Origin of the sequence: Embleya sp. NBC_00896, assembly GCF_045207785.1 — a bacterium.
GTDB lineage: Bacteria > Actinomycetota > Actinomycetes > Streptomycetales > Streptomycetaceae > Embleya.
In genome coordinates, this window is the sequence record NZ_CP108776.1 from 4942013 (window position 1) to 4958800 (window position 16788).

A 16788-nucleotide genomic window follows, 5' to 3' on the forward strand; every position below is an offset into this window, starting at 1 on the left:
GGATCCGAGCGAATCGGGGGTCGATCGTGTCGTTGTTCGACAGGGTGAAGGGACACCGGAGGACGGGGGCATGACGTGGCGACCTGGGTGTACGGCGAGTCGACGGCCGGCGCGGCCGAGGCCGGCGAGGCTGGGAATGACGAGGCAGGGGATCGCGGGGCCGGGAATCACGAGGCTCGGAATCACGAGGCTGCGAATCACGAAAACCTGGACGGCCGGGAGCTCGACGAGGCGTTCGGGCTGTGGTCGGCCGAGGAGGCCGACCGCGGGTACGACGGCGTGGCCGGCTCGCGCGGGCCCGCGGACGGGTATCCGCGGCTGCGGCAGGCGACGGACGGGCCGATCTGGCGGGAGGAGACCGAGCTGGTCGCGCGGACGTTCGTGCAGCCGATGGGATATCTCCGGGCGCGGAGCCTGATGGCACGTCAACTCATGCTGCTCACCGGCGAATCGGGGTCCGGCAAGCGGACGTTGGCACTACACCTGATGCAGGATCAGTACGTCGAGCACGTGATCGCCCTGGACACCGTCGAGGACCTGATGGGATTGACCGTCCGGCGCTGTACCGGCTACCTGGTCGACACCGCGGATCCGGCGGCCCTCGCCGGCTACGCGGCGCGGGACCTGGAACTGCTCCGGCGGCGGCTGACCGAACGGGACAGCGTCCTGCTCGTGACCTGCGACGTGGCCGCGCCGGATCTGGGCGACTGGGCGACCTGGGCGGTGCCGTGCCGGCGCCCGGACCCGGTCCAGGTGCTGCGCAGTCACCTCGCCCACCGGCTCGGCGAGGGCTGGGAGCGCGGCCACCTCGACCTCGTCGACGAGGACGTGGTCGAACTCGTCCGCACCGACGGCCGCCCGGAACGGGCCGCGGCCGTCGCCCGCGACCTCGTGGAGGTGGCCGCCGGGCGGTTCACCAGGATCGACCTGCTGACCGCGCTGCGCGACCGCGAGCACACCGCGGTCGACGCCTGGTTGCGGGCGCACTCCGGCTACGAGGACTGGGCGTTGATGATCGCCGCGGCCGTCTTCGAGGGCCAGGACTACGGCGTGGTGACCGAGCGGGCGGCGGCCCTGCGCGCGCTCCTGGCCGAGCGACTGCCACGGCGCGAACCCGAGCCGGACCAGGGCTGGCCACCGCGTCCGCGCGACGCCCGACTGCGCTCGATCCACGCGCATCGCTTCGCGGAGGACGTCTCGTGCGGCCGGGTCCGCTACCGGCTCGACCGGGTGCGGTTCGACCGCCCGCACTGGGGCGCGGCCGTCCGCGAACACGTCTGGTCCGGCTATCCCGACCTGCGGGGGACCCTGGTCGACTGGCTCGCGGAGACACCGCCGCGCCCGGTGGAGGCGCATCGCGACGCGGCCCGCGCGGTCGGCGACTTCATCGGGGCGGGCCGGGGCCATCAGCCGCTGGCCCCGGTGGCCCGATGGGCCCGCGAGGGCGTCGCCCGGCGGCCGTTGACGGTGCTCGCGCTGCGGGCGGCGGCCCAGGACCCGGTCGTGGCCACCCAGGTCCGCCGGCTGCTCGAACTGTGGAGCCGCGACCACATCCGCGCCGACCTGCGCCTGATCGCCGCGTACGCGTACCCGGGCCTCGCGTCGGTGTACCCGGGCCGGGCGGTGTCGCACCTGCTCGAACTGGCCCGCGACGACGACCGCGCGATCGCGGCCGCGGCCCGCGCCGGCGTCGTCGACCTGTGTCGCGGCGGGATGAGCGCGCCGGCGATCCTGGAGCGGCTGGAGGCGTGGGACGAGCTCGGCGCGGCGGCCGATCTGACCGCCCGACTGGCACGGGACGACCCCTCCGACGCGGTGTTGACCGGCACGTCGTTCGCGGCCGTCGTGCGTCGCGTGGTCGGTGATCCGGCCGGATACCCGGTCGTACTGCGGATGTTCACCACCCTGCTGGCCGGCACCGAGACCGACGAGCGACTGGCGGCACGGCTGCGGAAGGTGTTCGCGGCACTGTTCGGGGCCGATCGCGGGCACGGTCTGGAACGGCTCGCCTACGACCTCGCGCGGCTGGCCTACGAGGGCCTGCCGGACGGCGACGTGGTCGACATCGGCGTGCTCGCGCCGGCGATAGAGGCGTTCGAGACACCGGTAATCGGGAGACCGGGGACCGAGGCGTCGGGGGCACCGGAGGCGTCGCGCGTACCGGCGACACCAGAGGCACCGGCGGCACAACCGAGCGGGGGAGCAACCGCATGAACCGCGAACACGACGCACCGGCCCGTCCGGTGACCGGGTCCCGGACCCTGGCCTACCTCCGGGACCGACTCGGTCGGCGCGCCGAGCGCGTCCTGGTCGTCCCGGCGAGCGCACGGCGGCGCCCGACCCATGCCGAGGTGCGCCGGGCCGGCGAACTGTGGTGGGTGGAGGTGCGCGAACACGCCGAGGTCACCGCGTTCGACCTGCGCACCGGGCCGGACGGCGAGCGCGCGTACCGGGTCGAGGTCCAGCTGCACTGGTGGGTGTACGAGCCGAGGGCGCTGGCGCTGCGTCGACCCGTGGACGGGCTGTCCTTCGTCCGCCGGGACGTCGAGAACCGGATCCGCAAGGCGACGGCGGTCGTGCACGGCGCCGACGAGGGCCGGCTCCAGGACGAGCTCGACGAAGCGCTGGCCGACCCGGTACAGCTCCCGGAATGCGGCCTGAGTTATCGCCCGGCCGGGGTATTCCTACAGGCCGAGGAGATTCCCGCGGACATCCGCGCGAGCCTGGACCGGGCCCGCTGGGCGGTACCGCTCGAAAAGGAGCGACAACGGCTGACACGCACCCGGATGGAGTTTCATCGGGAGTTGATTCGCGAGGGCCCGGAGGCGTTGGTCGCCTACTGGCTGACCCGATTTCCGGATCAGGTCAAGGCCGTGGTGGACCACCTCGACGCCCACCCGCCGACGGAAAGCCCTGAGGTCGGTCTGAGCTCGGAAGTGCTGGCCCTGCTCGGCGACGCCGACGACTTCGAACGCAATCAACTGCGCAAGGCGATCGTGGCCGGCCTGGCCGCGTCCGGGCCGCGTGGAATGCGGGTGCTGCGGGACCTCGGATTGCCGACTGACCTGCCCGAAGGCGATTCCGGCCGGACCTGAGCGTGCGGCCGCGCGAGGGCCGCGCATCCGGGAATGGGATGCGCGGCCCTCGCGCGCGGCACGGTGTGTTTATCGCTCTTCGCGGAACAGCACGTGCTTTCCGGCGGCCGGATCGTACTTGCGCAGTGTCATCCGGTCCGGATCGTTGCGGCGGTTCTTTCGGGTCACGTACGTGAAACCGGTCCCGGCGGTGGACCGAAGCTTCACGATCGGACGAAGCTCGTTGCGAGCCATGGACGCCTCCTGGAAGTTCCGAAGTCTGCCTCGTGGCTGCTTGAAGGCGGGCGGGCGGCCGGATATTCCACCCGCCCGCACTCGGTCGGCCCAACGCGGGTGACCTCGGTATTCCCTCGGTCGTTGGCACCGAATGGACATCACTCCCGAATGCCGACCGATTCTTCGTGCCGTTCGTGGTGAGCGTGAGGTCGGCGTCGAAGCGTTGGTGCAGCGCGGCGACGGGCGGGCCCGCGGCGATGTGGTCGGGCTGCGGCAGCGATACGGCTTTCCCGGCGCGGACTGGGACGCGCACGACGACGCGGGGCTCGTCCTGCTCGCGTACGAGGGCGGGCGGCCGATCGGATCGGCGCGGGCCACCCTGCACCACGCCGCCGACGGGGCGCCCTACCCCTACTTCACGCCGGAGCTGACCCGGTACCTGCCCACTGATCCGCGCGGCTTCCTGTTCGTGTCCAGACTCGTGGTGGCACCGGGCGCCCGCTCGCTCGAAGTGCTCGCCGTGCTGATCCACGCCGGCGTGCTCGCGGCCCGGCAGACGTGGGACGCCGACGTGGTCGCCGGGATCGCGCTGCCGCAGCTGGTCCGGCTGTACGGGTGGCTCGGCTGTAAGCCGGTGTCGCCGGCCGCGCCGCTGGCCGGTCTCGACCTGGACGCGCTGCTGGTCGCGGGTGACCTGGCGACCTCCGACGCGCGCGCCTGCGAGCTGATCGAGCCGCGCGGGTGGGAAGTCACGGTGCCGACGCTGGTGGGCTGACGCCGCCCGGCCCGACGGTCGATAAACGGTGCGCGCGGCGGCCGTGCCCGATGGGATGCTGACCCGGTGAACCGATCGGACGTGCTCCTTCAGATCCCCGCCGAGTTGCAACAATTCCTGCCACCGCGCCTGCGTGGGATGCCGGTGACCGCTTCCGCCGACGGCGATTCGACCGTCGGCCACCTCGTGGAATCGGCCGGTCCACCGCTGCCCGAGGTCGGCCGCCTGGTCGTGGACGGCCGCGACGTCGAGCCCGGCCACCGGCCCGTGGGCGGCGAGGTCGTGGACGTGTTCCCGGTCCAACGCCCGCAGGCCATCCCGGAGTTCGCCGACGAGGCGCCGCGCTTCCTGCTCGACGTGCACCTGGGCGCGCTGGCCCGGCGGATGCGCCTGGTCGGGATCGACACGGCCTACCACAACGACTGCGACGACCCGACCCTGGTGATCCAGGCCAACGCCGAGCGGCGGGTACTGCTCACCCAGGACCGCGGCCTGCTCCGCCGCAAGAACCTGTGGTTCGGCGCGTACGTGTACGGGATCCGGGCGGATGCCCAACTCGACGACCTGCTGCACCGATTCGCCCTTTCGCTCGCGCCCTGGACGCGCTGTACCGCGTGCAACGGCGAACTGCGCACGGCGACCCGCGAGGAGGTCGAGTCGGAGGTCGAGGCGGGCACCCTCGACCGGGTCGACGCGTTCGCGCGCTGCCGGGTGTGCGACCGGGTGTACTGGCACGGCGCACACGGCGGCCACCTGGACGAAATCGTGGCCGTGGCACAACGCACGGTTGCGGGCATGCGCTGACGGTTACGGTCAGGACATGCCCGCCCGGCACCCACAAGCCCGCCCGGCACCAATCCAGCCCGTCCGGTGTTTGAGGACATGGAAGCCAACCGACCCTGTCCGGCGCCCGCGAACGAAAGCCGATCCAGCCCGTCCGGCGTTTGAGGACAACGGGCCGCAGGCCGCCACGTGCGACGGCTCAGCGAACGCGACCCCGTGGCCGCAACGGCGTGGACGGCAGCGTGGGCGCAGCCATCCGCGGGGAGGCGTAGCCGTGGACCGTGCCGAAGTCCGAGCCGTTCTCCCATGCCTCGCGCGCCGCGGTGATCTCCTCGCCCGTGCGGGCCACGAAGTTCCACCACATGACGATCTCCTCGGCGAACGGCTCGCCACCGAGCAGCATCAGGTCCGCGCCGTTCGCGGAGCGGAGACGCAGCTCCGTGCGCGAGCAGCCCAGGTACAGCAGGCCGCCCGGAGTGAGCGGCACGCCGTCCACCTCGGCCTCGCCCGACATCGACATGACCGCGTACTCGAAGTCCGGTTCCAGGGGCGGCCGCACGTCCGCGCCCGGGGCCAGGGTCAGGTCGGCGCCGACCAGCGGGGAGTACGCGGTGCCCGGCGAGGTCGAGCCGTCCAGGCCGCCCATGATCACCGTCGCGGTCAGCCCGCCGCCGGTGACCACCGGCAGTTCGGTGTGGTGCTCGAAGTGCGGGTCCACGCCCCGGTGCGCGTCCGGCAGCGCGACCCACAACTGCGCGCCGTGCAGCAGCCTGGCGTGCTCGCGCGGGGACTCCTCGGAGTGCGAGATGGCCCGTCCCGAGGTCATCAGGCCCAGCTCGCCGGGTCGTACGGTGGCGAGGCTGCCCAGGCTGTCCCGGTGCAGCACGGTGCCCTCGCGCAGCCAGCTCACGGTCTGCAGGCCCAGGTGCGGATGCGGTGGGACCTGCATGCCGGGCGCGTCCGCGATGTCGTCGGGGCCGTAGTGATCCACGAAGCACCACGCGCCGATCATCCGTCTGCCCAGGCTCGGCAGCAGGCGTCGCACCATGTGGCTCTCGCCGAGCTTGACGTCGCGCGATTTCAGCAGCTCGCGCACCGGCTCGGCCGGGACATCGGCCCGCCCTCCGCACGTGGTCAGAGTCGGTTTGGTATCGAGGTTGCTCATGCCGCCAACGGTACGCGGACGGGCCCCGCAGGCCCCAGCCTCCCGCACGCCACCGAGTTGCCGTGCCACAGCCAACCGGCGCGCCTGGACCCTCGCGACCTGCGCCCCGCCATGGAACCGACCGCCCGGCAGGTCCGCCCCCTCCTCGCCGGAGCGGCCCGTCCCGCCGCCTGACGACGGTCACCCACCCGGACCCGAGCGCATTCGCGACTGATGGTGGGTCCCTGTGAGGGTTGAGGGGTCGAGGCATTCCTCGGCACGCGTACGCGGTTCCCGAGTAGGCAGGAAGACCATGCAGGTCAGTCACATCAGCGAAGCCCAGCCCGGTGACATCAACGACGACTGCGTCGTGGCCGGCGAGCACTTCGTCATCGTCCTGGACGGGGCCACCGCGAACGGACTCCCCACGGGTTGCGTCCACGATGTCCCGTGGGTGGTGAGCCGCCTGGCGGCCCGGCTCGCGGCCCGCCTGATCGCCGACGACGGCGCCCCGCTCACCGACATCCTCGCGGACGGGATCGCGGGACTGCGCGAACTGCACGCCGAGACGTGCGACCTCACCCATCCGAACAGCCCGTCGACCACGGTCGCGCTGCTGCGGGTGCGCGCGGAAACCCTCGACTACCTGGTCCTGTGCGACTCGCCCGTCGTGATCGAGACGACCGGTGGCGAGGTCCACGTGATCAATGACGACGCGCTCGCGAACCTCCCCGGGTACACCCCGGAGATCATCCGGGACATGCGCAATCAACCCGGCGGCTTCTGGGTGGCGAGCACCGACCCCGAGGCGGCGAAGCACGCGCTCACGGGCTCCCTTCCGGTCGACGACGTCCATCGCGCCGCGGTCATGACGGACGGGATGTCACGCCTCGTGGACCGCTACGACTGGCAGTGGCGCGGGCTCTTGGACCACGTCGAGAAGCGCGGCCCCGTCGCCGCCGTCCAGGCCGTCCGCGCAGCCGAACTGCAAACCCCTGCCGGCACCTACCGGGGCAAGCGGCACGACGACGCCACCATCGCCCTGTGCACCCAATTCGGCCGCTGAAGCCGTGCCGTCGACGCGGCCGGCCGGGCCGGTCACGTGGCCGGGGCGCCCTGGAAGAGGGACAGGCCGGCCGCCTGGAGGGCCAGGCCGACGGCCACGATCGGGAGGCCGATCGCGAAGCGGCGGCGTTCGAGGCGCTTGGTCAGTTCGAGGCCGATGAGCGTGGCGACGAAGCTGAGGGCGAACAGGCCGAGCGTCCACGGCGCCCGGGAGTCGTACCAGGACCGGCACGCTTCGTCGGCGCAGGACTCCGCCGCCCCGCCGTAGCCGAGCAGGACGAACAGGTCGATCATCGCGACCACGACGAACACGAACAAGCCGACGACGAACGCCACCGCTCGCGCGAACCCGTTGCCGCCCTCACCCTGCCGCGCGGAATCCCTGTTTCCCATGCGGATCACGCTATGAGCGGCGCCCCGGAGCGGACATCCGTACAACTACTCACTTGAGCGCTTCCTTACGGCACCACCACGAGCCGCGTCCCCGTCCGAGGGCGGGCCCGGGTGTCCGTCTCGATCCGGCCCGACACCCGCCGCCCCGTGGGCGGTTCACGCCTGCGCGATCAGGACCTCGAGCCCCGCGTCGCGCAGCGCCTGGACCGTCTCGGGGTCGGCGGGCGCGCTCGTGATCAGCAGGTCGATGTCGGCGAGCGGGCATACCGCGGCGAGTTCGATCCGGCCCAGCTTCGAGCCGTCGGCGACCACGACCCGCCGGCCCGCCGCCCGCAGCATCGCCCGCTTGGCCTCGGCCTCGGGCAGGTTGACGTTGGTGATGCCGCCGGTGGGATGCACGCCGTTGCAGCCGAGGAAGACCGTGTCGGCGTGGATCCGCTCCAGGATGTGCTCGCCGAGCGGATTGATCAGCGAGTGCTGCAACGGGCGCAGCGTGCCCCCGGTGACCACGACCGAGAACCGCGGGATCGCGCGCTCCAACTCCAGCGCGATGGTCAGCCCGTTGGTGAACACGACGAGGTCGCGCAGCTCGTCCCGGTCCACCAGGGCGCGCGCCACGAACGTGGTGGTGGTGCCGACGTCCAGGACCACGCTCTCGGACGGCGACACGAGGGCGGCGGCGGCCCGCCCGATCAGCGTCTTCGCGGGCGAGGCCGCGGTCAGCGCCTCCTCGAAGGACGGCTCGACGCGCGGATCGCGGCCGGTGTACATCGCGCCGCCGCGGACCCGGCGCAGTCGGCCCTGACGCTCCAGGACCTCCAGGTCGGCCCGGACCGTCACGCGCGAGATGCCGAACGCCTCGGCGAGGTCGGTGACCTTGGCGAAGCCGCGGTCCGCGATCGTCGCGGCCATCCGGGCGCGGCGGCCCTCGGCGGGGAGACCGTCGGTGTCTTCGTCAGGCATGGGCAGCATCTTGCGGATGCTTTCCGAAACTTGTCAAACCACAGGATGCGGTGGTGGCTGCGACGACCCGGGAAGACAGCGGGCCCACGGCCGGGTGGTCGACTGTTCCGTGCTTTCTCATGACTTTCTCATTGACAAGATTTGGAAAGCTTCGCAAAATGAGCATCATGAAGAAGACGCAGGCCGTCATGGCCGACGGTCGCGAGATCGTCTACTACGACACCCGGGACGACGCGGTGCGCACCGCCGTCGACACCCGGGCGCTCGACCCCGTCGTCAGCGGGTCCGAGCTGCGCTACGACCGACTGCTCGACGAATGGGTCGTGGTCGCGTCGCACCGGCAGACCCGGACCCACCTGCCGGCCGCCGACGCGTGCCCGCTGTGCCCGTCCACGCCCGAGCGGGCCACCGAGGTCGCGGAGGCCGACTACGAGGTCGTGGTCTTCGAGAACCGCTTCCCGTCGCTGTCGGGAGCCGGGAGCGAACCCGGCACGGAGGTCGCGACCACGCCGGACGGCGGCCCCTTCCCGCGTCGTCCGGCCGACGGCCGGTGCGAGGTGATGTGCTTCACGCCGGAGCACCGCGCGTCCTTCAAGGACCTGACCCCCGAGCGCGCGCGTCTGATCCTGGACGTGTGGACCGACCGCACCGCCGAACTGGGCGCGCTGCCCGGGGTCGAGCAGGTGTACTGCTTCGAGAACCGCGGCCGGGAGATCGGCGTCACGCTGCCGCACGCGCACGGGCAGATCTACGCGTTCCCGATGGTCACCCCGCGCACGGCGGCGATGATCCGCTCGACCGCCGCGTACCGGCACCGCACCGGCCGCAACCTGTTCGACGACATCCTCGCCGCCGAGCGCGCGGACGGCTCGCGGATCGTGGCGACGGGCGAGCACTGGACGGCGTTCGTGCCGGCCGCCGCGCGCTGGCCGTACGAGGTGCACCTGTACCCGAATCGCCGGGTGCCGGACCTGACCGGGCTCGACGAGGACGCGCGCGCCGAGTTCGGCGGGATGTACCTCGACCTGCTGCGACGCTTCGACCGGCTCTTCGACGGCGAGCCCGCGCCGTACATCTCGGCGTGGCAGCAGGCGCCGGTCCGCTCGGGGCGCGTCGACTTCGCGCTGCACCTGGAGCTTTTCTCGATTCGCCGGGCACCGGGCAAGCTGAAGTACCTTGCCGGCACCGAGTCCGGCATGGGCGTGTTCATCAGCGATGTGCCGCCGGAGACCGCGGCGGCACGACTGCGGGAGGTCGGCGTATGAAGCTCATGGTCACCGGCGGCGCCGGTTACGTCGGCAGCGTTGTCGCGGCGCATCTCGTCGCGGCCGGGCACGACGTGGTCGTGCTCGACGACCTGTCCACCGGCCACCGCGACGCGGTCCCGGACAAGGCCGCGTTCGTCGAGGGCCGGGTACAGGACGCCGCGCGGCACCTGGACCCGTCGTTCGACGCGGTCCTGCACTTCGCCGCCTCCTCCCTGGTCGGCGAGTCGGTCACCAGCCCGGAGAAGTACTGGCACAACAACGTGGGCGGCTCGCTCGCGCTGCTCGACGCGATGCGCGCGCACGGCGTCGCCCGCCTCGTGTTCTCCTCGACGGCCGCGGTGTACGGCGCGCCGGACGTCTCGCCGATCACCGAGGACGCGGCGTGCGCGCCGACGAACCCGTACGGCGCCTCGAAGCTGTCGGTCGACCAGCTGATCTCGTCGTACGCCGGTGCGCACGGGCTGCGCGCGGTGAGTCTGCGCTACTTCAACGTCGCGGGCGCGTACGGGCGGTACGGCGAGCGGCACGCCACCGAGACCCACCTGATCCCGCTGGCCCTCCAGGTGCCGCACGGGACGCGCGGCTCGGTCGCGCTGTACGGCACCGACTACCCGACCCCCGACGGGACGTGTGTGCGCGACTACATCCACGTCGCCGACCTCGCGGACGCGCACCTGCTAGCGCTGGACGCGACGGCCGAGGGCGGCGCCGCGACCGGGCACCTGGTGTGCAACCTCGGCAACGGGGTCGGCTTCTCGGTCCGCGACGTCGTGGACGCGATCAGGACGGTGACCGGGTGCGCGGTACCGGCGCACGAGGCGCCGCGCCGGGCGGGCGATCCGCCCGTGCTCGTGGCCTCCGCCGACCGGGCCCGTGAGGTGCTGGGGTGGCGGCCCACGCGGACCTCCCTGGAGGACATCGTGGCCGACGCGTGGTCGTTCCTGCGGCAGGGCGAGGCGGCGCTGTGAGCCCGTTCGCGGTCGAGGGGGTGTGGGCGGCGCCGGGGCGGGTCAACGTGATCGGCGAACACACCGACTACAACAACGGGTTCGTGCTGCCGATGGCGACCCCGCACACCGCGCGGGCCTCGGTCGGGCGGCGGGCCGACGGCCGGCTGCGGCTGGCGTCGACGCACGCGGGGAGCGAATCGGTCGACGTCGCGGTCGCCGACCTGGCGCCCGGGGCGCTGTCCGGCTGGGCCGCCTACCCGGCGGGCGTGCTGTGGGCGCTGCGAGACGCGGGCCACGACATCGGCGGCGCGGACATCCACATCGACAGCGACGTGCCGGTCGGCGCGGGCCTGTCGTCGTCGGCCGCGCTGTCCTGCGTGGTCGCGCTCGCGCTGAACGACCTGTACGAACTGGGCTGCTCGCGGGTCGAGTTGGCGCGGATCGCGCAGCGCGTCGAGACCGACTTCGTCGGCGTGCCGGTCGGCATGCTGGACCAGATGGCGTCGCTGTGCTGTACCGCGGGGCACGCGTTCTTCCTGGACTGCCGGGACCTGACGGGCAGCCATGTCCCGTTCGACTGCGAGGGCGTGGGCCTGCGCCTGCTGGTGATCGACACCCGGGCCAAGCACGCGCTGGTGGACGGCGGGTACGCGGACCGGCGGGCCTCGTGCGAGGAGGCGGCGCGGCTGCTCGGCGTACCGTCGCTGCGCGAGGTGGACGACGCGGACGCGGCCCTCGCGGCGCTGCCGGCGGGGCCGTTGCGCAACCGCGTGCGGCACGTGCTGACCGAGAACGAGCGGGTGCTGCGGGTCGTCGCGGCGCTGCGGGCCGGCGACGTCCGGGGGATCGGCCCCGACCTGACCGCGTCGCACGCGTCGATGCGCGACGACTACACGATCTCGTGCGCCGAACTGGACACGGCCGTGGACACCGCGCTGGCCGCGGGTGCGCTCGGCGCGCGCCTGGTCGGCGGCGGCTTCGGCGGCTCGGTGATCGCGCTGACCGCCGCGGACCGCTGCGACGCGGTCGCGGAGGCGGTCGAGAAGTCCTTCGCGGCCCGGGGCTTCACGGCCCCGCGCTTCTTCGGGGCGATTCCGTCGGCGGGCGCACGCCGGGTCGACTGAACACCCCCGTGGGTCGGCGCACGACTGCGGTCGCGCGCCGACCCGCGGTGCCGTGCGCCGAGCCGGCGGCACCGGCCCGCCCTCCGGAGTCGTCTACCGGCGGGCATGGGGCGGCGCGCGCAAGCCTGTGCCGCCACCCGAGCAGTTCGCTTGGCCACGCGGTAAGAGGATGGAGGACCTGCGGCACACCCGCCTTACCGAGTGGCCGAATGCCGCGGGCCGCCCGCGCAGGTGGTTGTGTGGGCGGGGAACAGCGTTGCCGCTCTGCTCACGGCCTACGCTCTGTGCATTTCCGGCCACGAAGCGGACCCGCACAAGCGCATCGAAGCGGCGCTATCCATGGCCGGAGAAAACTTCGCCGCGTATTCGGCGCAGCCACCCGGATAACCCCGGTGACAGCCGGACAGCGCCGGATCCCCGACGATTCACCCGGCGGGTGGTCCGGCGCTTCGGCATGTCTGGTGATACCTACTCTGACCTGCGCGGACGCCGCCCGGGGGTGCGGGCGGCGGACGGCGGCGTGGCTGTGCCCCCGGCAGGACTCGAACCTGCGACCAAGTGCTTAGAAGGCACCTGCTCTGTCCACTGAGCTACGAGGGCGTGGGCGAATCAGGATCTTGCACTGGATCCGGTCGCGGCACAACAGAATAGGGCCGTGTGCATGCCTCACCGACGTTCCGGTGGTCACCGTTACCTGATCAGACGCAGTTGGCGGCCAGAATGTGATCAGAGAAGGCCCGAAACGGACAGAGGGAGGCTCAGTGGGTCCCACAAGGACTGTACTTGTCGGCTACGGCGTAGGGGGCTCGGCGTTCCACGCCCCGGTCGTCGAGGCCGTCGACGGGCTTGAACTGGTCGCCGTGGTGACCGGGAATCCCGATCGGCAGGCCGACGCGCGCAAGCGCCATCCGGGTGCGGACGTGATCGGGACGACCGACGAGATGTTCGCCCGCGCGGGTGACTTCGATCTCGTCGTGATCACCGTGCCGAACCGGTTCCACGTGCCGCTGGCGACGCGGGCGCTGGAGGCGGGGCTGCACGTGGTGGTGGACAAGCCGTTCGCGGGGACCGCCGCGCAGGGGCGTGCGCTCGCGGCGACGGCGGCGAGGCACGAGCGGTTGCTGGGGGTGTACCAGAACCGGCGGTTCGACGGTGACTTCAAGACCGTGCGGCGCCTGGTCGGGGACGGCCGGCTCGGCGACGTGTACCGCTTCGAGTCGCGGTTCGAGCGGTGGCGGCCGGACGTCCGGACCGAGGGCTGGAAGGAGCAGGCCGACCCCGAGGCGTTGGGCGGGATCCTGTACGACCTCGGCACGCACCTGATCGACCAGGCCGTGGCGCTCTTCGGGCGGCCCACGCACGTGTACGCCGAACTGGACACCCGTCGGGCCGGGGCGCTCGTGGACGACGACAGCTTCGTCGCGCTTACGCACGCGAGCGGTGTGCGGTCGCACCTGTGGATGAGTGCGACGGCGGCCGATCTCGGGCCGCGCTTTCGGGTGCTCGGGTCGAAGGCGTCGTACGTGAAGTTCGGCATGGACCCGCAGGAGGAGCTGCTGCGGGCGGGCGCGGACGTCGGTACGCCCGGGTGGGGGACCGAGGGGCCCGACGCGTGGGGGGTGCTCGGAACGCCCGGCGCCGTCGAGCCGGTCGAGACCGAGCCCGGCGCGTACCAGGACTACTACGCCGCGATCGAGCGCGCGGTGCGCGGTGCGGGTGAGCCGCCGGTGCGGATCGAGGAGGCGGTGACCGTCCTGGAGACGATCGAGGCGGCGCGACGGTCGTCCGCCGACGGAGTGACCGTCGCGCTGTGACGCGGGGAACGCGTTGAGAATGCGGACAATTCGGGCATTGGGCGCTCGTGGTGATCATGGGAAGCGACCGCCTGTCCGCAGCTCTCGCGGACCTGCGGGAACAGGTCGTGGCGACGTGCTTCCCGCTCGACCTGCCCGGTGCCGTCCAGGCGCGGCTGGCTCGTCGTGAGCTGATCGACCAGCTCGGCGACTACGTGCTGCCGCGCCTCGCGGTGCCGCGCGCGCCGCTGCTCGCGGTGGTCGGCGGGTCCACCGGTGCCGGGCGGTCCGCGCTGGTGAACGCGTTGGTCGGTCGGGAGGTCACCGCGGTCGGCGCACTGCGGCCGACCACGCGCGTGCCGGTCATGGTGTGTCGCTCCGGGGACCGGCACTGGTTCGCCCGAGAGCGCGGCATCGAGCTGCGGTTGGACGAACGGGTGCCGCCGGGGCTGGCGTTCCTCGACGTACCCGACATCGACTCGGTGTCCGCCGACAACCGACGCGTCGCGGTGCGCCTGCTCGGCGCCGCCGACCTGTGGATCTTCGTCACCACCGCGTCCCGCTACGCCGACGCGGCGCCGTGGCACCTGCTCCGGCTCGCGCACGACCGCAACACGCGGCTGGTGATCGTGCTGAACCGGGTGCCGCCGGAAGCACTCGACCGGGTACGCCCCGACTTCGTCGGGCTGTTGCGCCGGGCGGGACTCGGCGACGTGCCGCTGTACCCGATCGCGGAGACCGCGCCGGGGACCGGTCTGCCCGAGCGCAACGTGGTACCGATCCGGACCTGGCTGGCCGCGCGCGCCGCGGATCCGGACGCGCGGGCCGCGGTCGTCCGGCGCACGCTCGGCGGGCTGCTGCACAGCCTCGATCGGCGGGTGCCGCCGCTCGCACAGGCGGTGACGCGGCAGTGCGAGGCGGCGGGGCGCGTTCGCGCGTGCGTGGATCGGGCCTACGCGACGACGTCGCGGTGGGCGCTCAAGGCCCTCGACGACGGCTCGCTGCTGCGTGGCGCGGCGGTGACGTGTTGGTGCGACGGGGACGCGGCGGGGACCGCGCGGGCGGTTCGGGCGAGCCTGGACGCGCTGGTGGCCGACGCGTTCGCGCGGGGTGCGGATCGGTCGCTGGGGTGTCTGCCGCAGGGCGGGGTGCGGCGGGTGGGGGCCGCGCCGTTCGCGTGGGTGGGGGAGGATCTCGCGTTGATCGCGGCGGTCGGTGGCGTGGGTCCGGGGTCCGGGGCCGGGCCGGGGATCGGGCCGGAGGCGGCGGGGCGGCTCGGTACGCGGATCGGGGCCGAGCGGGCCGCGCGGCTGATCCTGGAGGTGCGGCGGGGGCTGCGGCGTGACGTCACGGCGGCGCTCGACGGCGAGCGGGCCCGGCGGCTCGCCGTGGTGGAGGCGCCGGACGGGCGGGTCGGCGCCGGGCTGATCGAGGCGCTCGACGTGGTGCGGAGGAGCGCGTGACCGCCGACCGTCACCTCGACCGGGACCTCGACCGGCACGTCGACCGGTTCGCCCTGCGGCGCGCGCGGCACGCGGCCTGCAGCGCCGAGTCCGGCCGATTGCTCGCTCGGCTGGTCGCGCTCGACCGGACTGCGGCGCTGGCCCGCGATCGCCTGCCGGCGGCCGATCTCGCCGCCGTCGAGGATCTGCTCGGCCATGCCGACACCCGGCTCGGCCCGGCGACGTGGCACACGGTCGTCGCGCTCGCGGGCGCCACCGGGGGCGGCAAGTCGTCGTTGTTCAACCTGCTCACCGGGCTTCGGCTGGCGGAGACCGGGGCACGGCGGCCGACCACGCGGACCACGCTCGCGTGCGCGTGGGATGCGGACGGCGCCGCGCCGCTGCTGGACCTGATCGGGGTCGAGCCGCCGAACCGGGTGGCCAGGCACGGTTCGTTGGACGCGCGACGCGGCGAGATGCCCGCCGGCCTCGTCCTGCTCGACCTGCCCGACCACGACTCGATCGACCTCGCGCACCGCCACGAGGTGGACGCGGTGGTGGCGGTCGCGGACCACATCGTGTGGGTGCTCGATCCGCAGAAGTACGCGGACGCCCTCGTGCACGACCGCTACCTGCGTCCGCTGCACCACCACGGGCGCAGCATGACCGTCGTGCTCAACCACGCGGACCGGCTGCCGCCCGGCGACCTCGCGGCGTGCCTGACCGATGTGCGCGCGTTGCTGGCCGCGGACGGGCTGGCCGAGGTACGGGTGTTGGCGACGTCGCCGGAGACCGGGCTGGGGATTGCCGAGCTGCGGCGGGTGGTGGTGGCCGCGGCCGGGAACGGTGAGGCGCCGGTGGCCCGGCTTTCCGCCGACGTGGACGCGTTGACGGAGCGGCTGGGTCGCTGTTTCGCGGGCGCGGTGCCGGGTGTGGACGCGTTTACGGCGGGGGATCGCGACGCGCTCGTGGACGGGCTGTGCGACGCGGCCGGGGTGGCGGTGGTGGCGGCCGCCGCGGGGGAGGGGCCGGGGACGCCGGTCGGGCCGTTGTGGCGGCGGGCGCGGCGGGTGGCGGTGCGGCCCGCGCCGGTGCAGGTGCATCGGGCCGAGCAGGCGATTCGGCGGGCGGGGGCGACGTTGACGGAGGGGCTGCCGATGGCGTGGCAGGGCGGGGTGCATCGGGTGTTGGCGGAGGGGCTGCGGCGGTTGCCCGGGGAGTTGGACGCCGGGCGGATGGAGGACGGGCCGGCCGGGGGCGGGGCCGAGTGTGTGCCGGAGCCGGCGCCGCCGACCGTCGGGGCGCGCATCGCGGCGGGGGTGCAGTGGGTGGGGCTGGTCGCGGTCGTGGTGGGGTCGGCCGGCGCCGTGTCGGCGCTGACGGGGGTGCCGGTCGTGCGGTGGTTCGGGGTGCCGGGGCCGTCGTGGGTGGTGTTCGCGGGGCTTGTGGCGGTCGGGGTCGGGGCGTGGTTCGGACGTCGGGAGGCGCGGGCGGCGGCGGTGCGGCGGGTGGACGAGGTGGGGGCGGCGCTGCGGGGGCGGGTGCGGGACGCGGCGGATCGGTTGCTGGTGGGGCCGGCGGAGGCGGAGCTGGATCGGTATCGGGAGGCGCACGGGTGTTTTGTGGCGGCCCGGGAGGGCCCGGGAGGGAGCGAGGGAGTGGGATGGGGTGGGGGAGCGGGGTGAGTTGGGGGTGGGGCCGGTGTCGGAGGCCGGTGTCGCGGAGGCGGTGTCGTGGAGGCGGTGTCGTGGAGGCGGTGTCCCCCACGTGGGGGTCC

15 protein-coding genes and 1 tRNA gene are annotated in these 16788 nt (G+C 73.3%); 11 read left to right on the top strand and 5 right to left on the bottom strand.

What is annotated here, in order from left to right; all coding sequences use genetic code 11:
- Positions 1-75 precede the first annotated feature (75 nt).
- Together OG928_RS22505 and OG928_RS22510 are read left to right on the top strand one after the other, a co-directional pair.
- Positions 76-2214: a hypothetical protein gene (locus tag OG928_RS22505; RefSeq protein WP_406286602.1), complete on the top strand. Its 2139-nt coding sequence runs from the start codon at positions 76-78 to the stop codon at positions 2212-2214.
- Positions 2211-3095 (top strand): hypothetical protein, encoded by an 885-nt coding sequence (locus tag OG928_RS22510; protein ID WP_406286604.1) that lies wholly within the window; start codon positions 2211-2213, stop codon positions 3093-3095. Before OG928_RS22505 ends, OG928_RS22510 begins: the two co-directional genes overlap by 4 nt.
- A gap of 69 nt (positions 3096-3164) precedes the next feature.
- Here OG928_RS22510 and rpmG read toward each other — a convergent pair whose 3' ends face one another.
- The gene (gene rpmG / locus OG928_RS22515; protein ID WP_020550670.1) at positions 3165-3329 is read right to left on the bottom strand and encodes a 50S ribosomal protein L33; all 165 of its coding nucleotides are present in this window, start codon (positions 3327-3329) and stop codon (positions 3165-3167) included.
- 208 nt (positions 3330-3537) lie between these two features.
- Here rpmG and OG928_RS22520 point away from each other — a divergent pair, with 208 nt between their 5' ends.
- Together OG928_RS22520 and OG928_RS22525 are read left to right on the top strand one after the other, a co-directional pair.
- Complete coding sequence (locus tag OG928_RS22520) at positions 3538-4086, top strand: N-acyl amino acid synthase FeeM domain-containing protein (protein ID WP_406286606.1); 549 nt, start codon at positions 3538-3540, stop codon at positions 4084-4086.
- Positions 4087-4152: 66 nt separating this feature from the next.
- On the top strand, positions 4153-4890 hold the full coding sequence (locus tag OG928_RS22525) for a Mut7-C RNAse domain-containing protein (protein ID WP_406286608.1): 738 nt from the start codon (positions 4153-4155) through the stop codon (positions 4888-4890).
- A gap of 178 nt (positions 4891-5068) precedes the next feature.
- On the opposite strand, the gene OG928_RS22530 is transcribed toward OG928_RS22525, so the two are convergent.
- Entirely contained in the window at positions 5069-6034 is a 966-nt protein-coding gene (locus OG928_RS22530; protein ID WP_406286610.1) for a pirin family protein, read from the bottom strand.
- Between the two features lie 292 nt (positions 6035-6326).
- Here OG928_RS22530 and OG928_RS22535 point away from each other — a divergent pair, with 292 nt between their 5' ends.
- Complete coding sequence (locus OG928_RS22535) at positions 6327-7079, top strand: protein phosphatase 2C domain-containing protein (protein WP_406286612.1); 753 nt, start codon at positions 6327-6329, stop codon at positions 7077-7079.
- 32 nt (positions 7080-7111) lie between these two features.
- Here the strand turns inward: OG928_RS22535 and OG928_RS22540 are convergent, their stop codons facing one another.
- Both OG928_RS22540 and OG928_RS22545 read right to left on the bottom strand, forming a co-directional pair.
- Positions 7112-7471: a hypothetical protein gene (locus tag OG928_RS22540; RefSeq protein WP_406286615.1), complete on the bottom strand. Its 360-nt coding sequence runs from the start codon at positions 7469-7471 to the stop codon at positions 7112-7114.
- Positions 7472-7627: 156 nt separating this feature from the next.
- Positions 7628-8434, bottom strand: coding sequence for a DeoR/GlpR family DNA-binding transcription regulator (locus OG928_RS22545; protein ID WP_406286617.1), 807 nt, complete (start codon positions 8432-8434; stop codon positions 7628-7630).
- Positions 8435-8601: 167 nt separating this feature from the next.
- Between OG928_RS22545 and galT the strand changes: the two genes are divergently transcribed.
- The 3 genes from galT to galK are packed head-to-tail and all read left to right on the top strand — an operon-like array spanning position 8602 to position 11776.
- Complete coding sequence (gene galT, locus OG928_RS22550) at positions 8602-9699, top strand: galactose-1-phosphate uridylyltransferase (RefSeq protein ID WP_406286619.1); 1098 nt, start codon at positions 8602-8604, stop codon at positions 9697-9699.
- A 5-nt stretch (positions 9700-9704) separates the two neighbouring features.
- On the top strand, positions 9705-10670 hold the full coding sequence (galE, locus tag OG928_RS22555; RefSeq protein ID WP_406291129.1) for a UDP-glucose 4-epimerase GalE: 966 nt from the start codon (positions 9705-9707) through the stop codon (positions 10668-10670).
- A complete protein-coding gene (gene galK / locus OG928_RS22560) occupies positions 10667-11776 on the top strand; it encodes a galactokinase (RefSeq protein ID WP_406286621.1) in 1110 nt (369 codons plus the stop codon). Before galE ends, galK begins: the two co-directional genes overlap by 4 nt.
- A gap of 527 nt (positions 11777-12303) precedes the next feature.
- Here the strand turns inward: galK and OG928_RS22565 are convergent.
- Positions 12304-12376: transfer RNA gene (locus OG928_RS22565), tRNA-Arg, on the bottom strand.
- A 161-nt stretch (positions 12377-12537) separates the two neighbouring features.
- Between OG928_RS22565 and OG928_RS22570 the strand changes: the two genes are divergently transcribed.
- From OG928_RS22570 to OG928_RS22580, 3 genes are read left to right on the top strand one after another with little or no spacing between them, the layout of a single operon-like run.
- A complete protein-coding gene (locus OG928_RS22570; protein WP_406286623.1) occupies positions 12538-13590 on the top strand; it encodes a Gfo/Idh/MocA family oxidoreductase in 1053 nt (350 codons plus the stop codon).
- A 56-nt stretch (positions 13591-13646) separates the two neighbouring features.
- Entirely contained in the window at positions 13647-15032 is a 1386-nt protein-coding gene (locus OG928_RS22575; protein WP_406286626.1) for an ATP-binding protein, read from the top strand.
- On the top strand, positions 15029-16696 hold the full coding sequence (locus tag OG928_RS22580) for a GTPase (protein WP_406286628.1): 1668 nt from the start codon (positions 15029-15031) through the stop codon (positions 16694-16696). Before OG928_RS22575 ends, OG928_RS22580 begins: the two co-directional genes overlap by 4 nt.
- Positions 16697-16788 lie beyond the last annotated feature (92 nt).